This window comes from Longispora urticae (genome assembly GCF_053902585.1).
The window spans coordinates 279,371-286,406 of record NZ_JAQZSH010000011.1; the positions used below are offsets into that span (position 1 = coordinate 279,371).

At 71.6% G+C, this 7,036-nt stretch carries 7 protein-coding genes; all 7 read left to right on the forward strand.

Translation table 11 applies throughout. The features are described 5' to 3' along the window. Positions 1 to 27: 27 nt before the first annotated feature. The 7 genes from PT931_RS06260 to PT931_RS06290 are packed head-to-tail and all read left to right on the forward strand — an operon-like array spanning position 28 to position 6,999. On the forward strand, positions 28 to 1,155 hold the full coding sequence (locus tag PT931_RS06260; protein ID WP_456244717.1) for a 3-dehydroquinate synthase II family protein: 1,128 nt from the start codon (positions 28 to 30) through the stop codon (positions 1,153 to 1,155). Between the two features lie 2 nt (positions 1,156 to 1,157). Then, entirely contained in the window at positions 1,158 to 1,913 is a 756-nt protein-coding gene (locus tag PT931_RS06265; protein ID WP_456244718.1) for an amidohydrolase family protein, read from the forward strand. Continuing rightward, complete coding sequence (locus tag PT931_RS06270) at positions 1,910 to 3,199, forward strand: phenylacetate--CoA ligase family protein (RefSeq protein WP_456244719.1); 1,290 nt, start codon at positions 1,910 to 1,912, stop codon at positions 3,197 to 3,199. Before PT931_RS06265 ends, PT931_RS06270 begins: the two co-directional genes overlap by 4 nt. An 11-nt stretch (positions 3,200 to 3,210) precedes the next feature. Then, a complete protein-coding gene (locus PT931_RS06275; RefSeq protein WP_456244720.1) occupies positions 3,211 to 4,377 on the forward strand; it encodes an FAD-dependent monooxygenase in 1,167 nt (388 codons plus the stop codon). Continuing rightward, positions 4,377 to 5,159 carry a 2,3-dihydro-2,3-dihydroxybenzoate dehydrogenase gene (locus PT931_RS06280; protein WP_456244721.1) on the forward strand — a complete coding sequence of 261 codons (783 nt, stop codon included), beginning with the start codon at positions 4,377 to 4,379 and terminating at the stop codon, positions 5,157 to 5,159. Before PT931_RS06275 ends, PT931_RS06280 begins: the two co-directional genes overlap by 1 nt. A 26-nt stretch (positions 5,160 to 5,185) precedes the next feature. Next, positions 5,186 to 5,839 carry an isochorismatase family protein gene (locus PT931_RS06285; RefSeq protein WP_456244722.1) on the forward strand — a complete coding sequence of 218 codons (654 nt, stop codon included), beginning with the start codon at positions 5,186 to 5,188 and terminating at the stop codon, positions 5,837 to 5,839. Next, positions 5,836 to 6,999, forward strand: a complete 1,164-nt coding sequence (locus tag PT931_RS06290; protein ID WP_456244723.1) for a 3-deoxy-7-phosphoheptulonate synthase — start codon at positions 5,836 to 5,838, stop codon at positions 6,997 to 6,999. Before PT931_RS06285 ends, PT931_RS06290 begins: the two co-directional genes overlap by 4 nt. The last annotated feature ends 37 nt before the right edge of the window (positions 7,000 to 7,036 follow it).

Below are 7,036 nucleotides of genomic sequence, written 5' to 3' on the forward strand. Positions count from 1 at the left end.
CGACCCCCGACTCTGAGAGGTTCCGCAATGAAGCTGTGCTGGGTGGACATCCGCTCGACCAACGGCCTGAAGGACGCCATCGTCGCCGAGGCGCTGCACCAGCGCGTCGACGGCATCATCGCCGACGACCTGGCCGACCTGACCAACCTGCCGCCGACCGTGACCCGGGTGCTGTTCCCGAAGAACGCGATCCCCGCCGACCTGGCCGGCGCGGACGTCGTGCTCGTGGACACCGACAAGTTCGGCGACACCGCGACCCTGGCGCTGAAGTTCCCGGGCGTCGAGTTCGGCCGGTACGTGGAGATCGTGGACGCGCCGACCCTGGAGCAGGCGTGCGAGGCGGCCCGGACCGAGACGTGGTCCTACCTGCTGTTCCGCGACCCGACGAAGATCCCGCTGGAGATCGTGCTCGCCGCGGCCGGCGCGGGCAAGGACACCGGCAAGGGCAAGATCATCACCCAGGCGGCGGACGTCGAAGAGGCCGAGATCATCTTCATCGTCCTGGAGCACGGCTCCGACGGCGTGGCGATGGCCCCGAAGAACGTCGGCGACACCACCGCGCTGAAGGCCGCCGCCGAGGAGCGCTCCGCGCCGGTCGAGCTCGTCGAGCTGACCGTGCTGGAGACCGCGCACATCGGGATGGGCGAGCGGGCCTGCGTCGACACCACCTCGTACTTCGGGGAGGACGAGGGCATTCTCGTCGGCTCGCACTCCAAGGGCATGATCCTGTGCGTCAGCGAGACGCACCCGCTGCCGTACATGCCGACCCGGCCGTTCCGGGTGAACGCGGGCGCGATCCACTCGTACACGATGAGCAAGGCCGGCCGGACCAACTACCTCAGCGAGCTGAAGGCCGGCAGCAAGGTCCTCGCGGTGAACACCAAGGGCGAGACCCGGGTGATCACGGTCGGCCGGGTGAAGATCGAGTCCCGGCCGCTGATCTCGATCGACGCGGTGGCCCCCGACGGCCGCGCGGCGAACCTGATCCTCCAGGACGACTGGCACGTGCGGGTGCTCGGCCCCGGCGGCCAGGGCGACGACTACAAGGTGCTCAACAGCACCGAGCTGCGCCCCGGCGACAAGGTGTGGGGGTACCTGCCGACCGAGGACCGGCACGTCGGGTACCCGATCAACGAGTTCTCGCTGGAGAAGTAGGGATGGACCGGCCACCCTTCCTCGACTTCCACACCAGGCTCATGCCGGGCCCCGACGCCGTCGACCGGCAGCTCGCCCTGATGGCCGAACTGGGCATCGACCGGGCGGTCCTCGCGGCGGGCGCGGTCATCGACCCCGACCGGCTGGCGCGGCAGCTGGTGGAGGGTGGCCAGTTCGACTCCGACGCGGACAACGACGCCGTCCTGGCGGCGTGCGCGCGCTCGGCGGGCCGGCTGATCCCGTTCTTCTTCGCCAACCCGCACCGCCCCGCCGAGGTCTACCGCGAGCGGGCCGCCGAGTTCCGCGGCCTGGAACTGTCCCCCGCGGTGCACGGCATCCCGTTCGCGGACGAGCGGATGGTCGACCTCGTCCGGGTGGCGGGCGAGTTCGGCCACCCGGTCTACACGGTCTCGCTCGGCCAGCCCGGGTTCGGCGCGGGCGACCTGGTGGAGCTCGCGAAACGGTTCCCCGACATCACGTTCGTCCTCGGCCACTGTGGATTCCTCGCCGTGGACCTGCACGCGGTCAACCAGATCGCCCCGCAGCACAACATCCTCGCGGAGACCTCGGGGACGTTCAGCTTCATCGTGAAGGCCGCGCTGGCCAGGCTCGGCGCGGACCGGGTGCTGTTCGGTTCCGAGCACCCGCACCAGCACCCGGCTGTGGAGATCACCAAGTACCGGACCCTCGACCTGCCCGAGGAGACCTGGAACAAGGTGGTCCGCCTCAACGCGCTACGAGTTTTGGGAGAGAGATGAGCACGCTACCCCGGATCGGTCAGTGGCGCAGCCTCGACGAGCTGCGCGCGTTGCAGGAGAAGCAGCTCCCGCACACGCTGGCCCAGGCGACCCGCTCGCCGTTCTACCGGGCCCGGTTCGGTGACACGCCGCCGGCGTTCGAGGACCTGGCGTTCACGAGCAAGCAGGACATGCGCGACCAGTACCCGTTCGGGATGCTCGCGGTGGACAAGGCGCTGCTGGCCACGTACCACGAGTCGAGTGGCACGTCCGGGCAGCCGACCCCGTCGTACTACACGGCCGGCGACTGGACCGACCTCGCCGAGCGCTACGCCCGCAAGTGGATCGGGATCAGCGCCGCCGACACCTTCCTGGTCCGCACGCCCTACGCGCTCATGATCACCGGGCACCTCGCGCACGCCGCCGCCCGGCTGCAGGGCGCGACCGTGGTGCCCGGCGACAACCGGTCCCTGGCGATGCCCTACTCGCGGGTCGTCCGGGTGCTGCACGACCTGGAGGTGACCCTCAGCTGGTCGATGCCGACCGAGACGCTGCTCTGGGCCGCCGCCGCGCGCGCCGCCGGGCACCGGCCCGAGACCGACTTCCCCAAGCTGCGGGCGCTGTTCGTCGGCGGCGAGCCCCTCAGTGCCGCCCGGCGGGCCCGGATCAGCGAGATCTGGGGCGTGCCGGTGGTCGAGGAGTACGGCTCCACCGAGACCGGCAGCCTCGCCGGGGAGTGCGAGCACGGCCGGATGCACCTGTGGTCCGACCGCGCGATCTTCGAGGTGTACGACCCGCTGACCGGCACCGTCTCGCCGGACGGCTGCGGCCAGCTCGTCGTCACCCCGCTGTACCGCGAGGCCATGCCCCTCCTGCGCTACAACCTGGAGGACAACGTCGAGGTCTCCTACGCGGAGTGCCCGTGCGGTTGGGTGCTGCCGAGCATCCGGGTCCTCGGCCGGTCGGCGTTCGGCTACCCGGTCGGCGACGGCACCGTCACCCAGGCCCGCCTGGAGGACCTGGTCTTCGAGCTGCCCTCCTCCTACGAGGTCCTCTTCTGGCGGGCCCGCGCCGACCGGGACGTGCTCACGGTCCAGATCGAGGTGCCCGACGCGCACCGGGCCGTCGCCGAGTCCGCCCTCACCGAGGTCATCCGCCGCGAACTGGCCGTCAACTGCCAGGTCACCGGGGTGGCGCCGGGCACCCTGGTCCCGAGCCAGGTGCTCACCGGCATCCACGACGTCGTCAAACCGCGCAGCCTGTTCGGCGCGGACGAGGACTGGGACAAGGCACTCCTCTACTACTGAGTGAGGAAGACATGAGAATCGCCATCGTCGGGGCCGGGCTCGCCGGACTCACCCTGTCCGCGGCACTGCACCGCAACGGCATCGAAGCACACGTGTACGAGCAGGCGCCGGAGCTCGCCGAGGTCGGCGCGGGCATCCAGCTCGCCCCCAACGCGGGCCGCCTGCTGCACCGCCTCGGCCTCGCCGACCGCCTGGACAAGGTGGCCGTGCAGCCGGTGGCGCTGGAGATGCGCCGCTACCACGACAACGCGGTCCTGTTCCGGCACGGCCTGGGCGCGGACTGCGCGGAGCTGTACGGCGCGCCGTACTACACCGTGCACCGCGCGCACCTGCACCAGGCGCTCCTGGACCTGCTGCCGTCGGACTCGGTGACTCTGGACAGCCAGGTCGTCGCGGTGACCGACCGCGAGGGGGACGTGCTGCTGGAGTTCGCCGACGGGCGCTCGACCACCGCCGATCTCGTGGTCGGGGCGGACGGCATCCACTCCCTGCTCAGGGCGCGGATCGTCACCGACCAGCCCCGGTTCTCCGGCCACGCCGCCTACCGGGGCCTGGTACCCGCCGAACGGTTGCCGCACCTGCTGGACGAGCCGAAGGTCCTGCTGTGGTTCGGCCCCGGCCAGCACGTCGTCTGCTATCCGATCGCCGGCGGCCGGACGATCAGCTTCGTGGCCACCGCGCCGGCCGGGGGTTGGCGGGTCGAGTCCTGGCAGGCGTCGGGCTCGGTCGAGGAGCTCGAGGAGGCCTACGCGGGCTGGCACCCCGAGGTGCTCGGTGTGCTGCGGGCGGCCGACAGCGTCCAGAAGTGGGCCCTGCACGACCGGGACCCGCTGCGCCGGTGGCGGGACGGCCGGGTCGTCATGGTCGGCGACGCCGCGCACCCGGTGCTGCCGTTCGGGGCGCAGGGCGCCGCCCAGGGCATCGAGGACGCGGCGGCGCTGGCCCGGTGCCTGACGGACGCGACGCCCACCGGCCTCGACGAGGCCCTCGACCGCTACGAGCGCAACCGGCGGCCCCGGATCGCCGCGGTCCGTGCGTGGGTACAGAGCAACACCCGCAACCACCACTACGACGACGGCGAGCAGCAGCGCCAACGGGACGGCGCGATGGACGCCAACTGGGGGCTGACCAGCCAGGAATGGCTGTACGGATACGACGCGGAAAGGCTGGACGGGTAATGGATTCACTGGGCATCAGTGGCAAGGTCGCCATGGTCACGGGGGCGGCCCAGGGCATCGGCAGGGCCGTCGTCGCGGCGCTGCTGGAGAACGAGGCCTCGGTGGCGGCGGTCGACAACAACGCCGACCAGCTGTCGAGGCTGCTGGAGCAGTCCGGCGCGGGGCACAAGCTCAGCGTCTTCCCGACCGACGTGCGCGACAGCGCGGCCGTCGACGAGACCGTGGCCACGATCGAGCGCGAACTCGGGCCGATCGACATCCTGGTCAACGTCGCGGGCGTGCTGCGGACCGGTCCCGTGGTCGACATGACCGACGAGGACTGGGACGCCGTGTTCTCCGTGAACACCGACGGCGTCTTCTACATCTCCCGGGCCGTGGCGCGCCGGATGCGGACCAACCCGTCGAGCGTCATCGTCACCGTCGCGTCGAACGCGGCCGGGGTGCCCCGGATGAACATGGGCGCGTACTCCGCCTCCAAGGCCGCCTCGACCATGTTCACCAAGTGCCTCGGGCTGGAGCTCGCCGAGTACGGGGTGCGGTGCAACGTGGTCGCGCCCGGGTCCACGTACACCGACATGCAGACGTCCATGTGGGCCGACTCCGACGGCGCGCGGATGGTCATCGAGGGCTCGCCCACCGCCTACAAGATCGGCATTCCGCTGCGCCGGATCGCGGACCCCGCGGACATCGCCGACGCGGTGCTCTTCCTGGTCTCCGACCGGGCCCGGCACATCACCATGCACGACCTCTACGTCGACGGCGGGGCCGCACTCGGGGTCTGACCGCGCGACCCGCAGAAGGGAAGATCATGGGAATTCCGTCCATCGTGCCCTACGCCATGCCGTGCGAGGCCGAGCTACCCGAGAACGTCGCACCCTGGCAGCCCGATCCGCAACGCGTCGTCCTGCTCGTCCACGACATGCAGCGCTACTTCGTGGACTTCCTGCCGGCAGGTTCCGAGCTGGTCAGCCTGCTGGTGAACAACGCCGCCCGGCTGCGGGACGCGGCGGTCGAACAGAACATCCCGATCGTGTACACCGCGCAGCCCGGCGCCATGACCCCCGAACAGCGCGGCCTGCTGCGCGACATCTGGGGCCCCGGGATGAGCGCCGACGCGGACACCCGCCGGATCGTGCCGGAGCTCGCGCCCCGGCCGCAGGACACGGTGCTGACCAAGTGGCGGTACAGCGCGTTCCACCGGTCCCGCCTGGAGACCATTCTCCGGGACAGCGGCCGCGACCAGCTCCTGATCTGCGGGGTCTACGCGCACGTCGGCATCCTCAAGACCGCCCTCGACGCGTTCACCCTGGACATCGAGCCGTTCCTGGTGGCCGACGCCATCGCGGACTTCACCGAGGCGGACCACAAGATGACCCTGGACTACGCCGCGCGGAGGTGCGCGGTGACGTTGAGTACCCGTCGTGTGGTGGAAGCTCTGAGCCCCGTGGGCAGCCTGCGGTGACCGCGGCACTGTCCTGGGACCGGCTGCCCGCCGCGCAGCAACCCGACTGGCGCGACCACCCCGCCTACCCCCGGACCCGGGCGTTCCTCGCCGCCGCCACCCCGCTGGTCACCCCCGAGGAGCTCACCGAGCTGCGCGGGGACCTGGCCAAGGTGGCGGCCGGCGAGGCGCAGGTGCTCCAGATCGGCGACTGCGCCGAGAACTTCTACGAGTGCACGCCGGCCCGGACCAGGACCAAGATCGGGGTACTGGAGGACCTCGGCGACCACCTCGCGAAGCTCACCGGCCAGCCCGTGGTGCGGATCGGCCGGCTCGGCGGCCAGTTCGGCAAACCCCGATCAGAACCCACGGAGGTGTACGAGGGCGTCGAGCTGCCCACCTTCCGGGGCCACCTGGTGAACTCGGAGATCCCGACCCGCGCCGCCCGCCGGCACGACCCGCGCCGCCTCCTGTGGGCGTACGAGGCCAGCGCCGAGGTGACGGGGATGGTCCGCGAGCACCGCAGCCAGCGCGATCCCCTGCACGGCTCCGGCCCCTGGTCGAGCCACGAGGCCCTGGTCCTGGACTACGAGGGCCCCATGCTGCGCCCCGCCCCGGACGGCACCTACCTCGGCTCGACCCACCTGCCCTGGATCGGGGAACGCACCCGGCAGACCGACGCCGCGCACGTGCACCTGCTGGCCTCGGTGCTCAACCCGGTCGGCTGCAAGGTGGGCCCGGCCGCGACCCCCGCCGGACTCCTGGAGCTGTGCGAACTCCTCGACCCGGCCCGGGAGCCCGGCCGGCTGGTGCTCATCTCGCGGATGGGGCGCGCCCTCCGCGAGGCCCTGCCGCCGCTGCTCCGCGCGGTCCGGCGGGCCGGGCACCAGGTCGTGTGGCTGTGCGATCCGATGCACGGCAACACGGTGAAGACCGGTTCCGGGGTGAAGACCCGGCTGTTGCCCGACATCGTCGCGGAACTGACCGCGTTCCGGGAGGTGCTGCTCGCCCAGGGCCAGGTGCCCGGCGGGGTGCACCTGGAGGCGTCCGCGTCCCCGGTGACGGAGTGCGTGGGGCACGGGGTGGCCGAGGACGACCTGTCGTCGGAGGCGTACACGACCCTGTGCGATCCCCGGCTCGACCCGGAGCAGACCCGGCAGGTGCTGTCGGAGTACGCGTAGAGACAGCGGCGGCCCCCGGGGAGTACCCCGGGGGGCC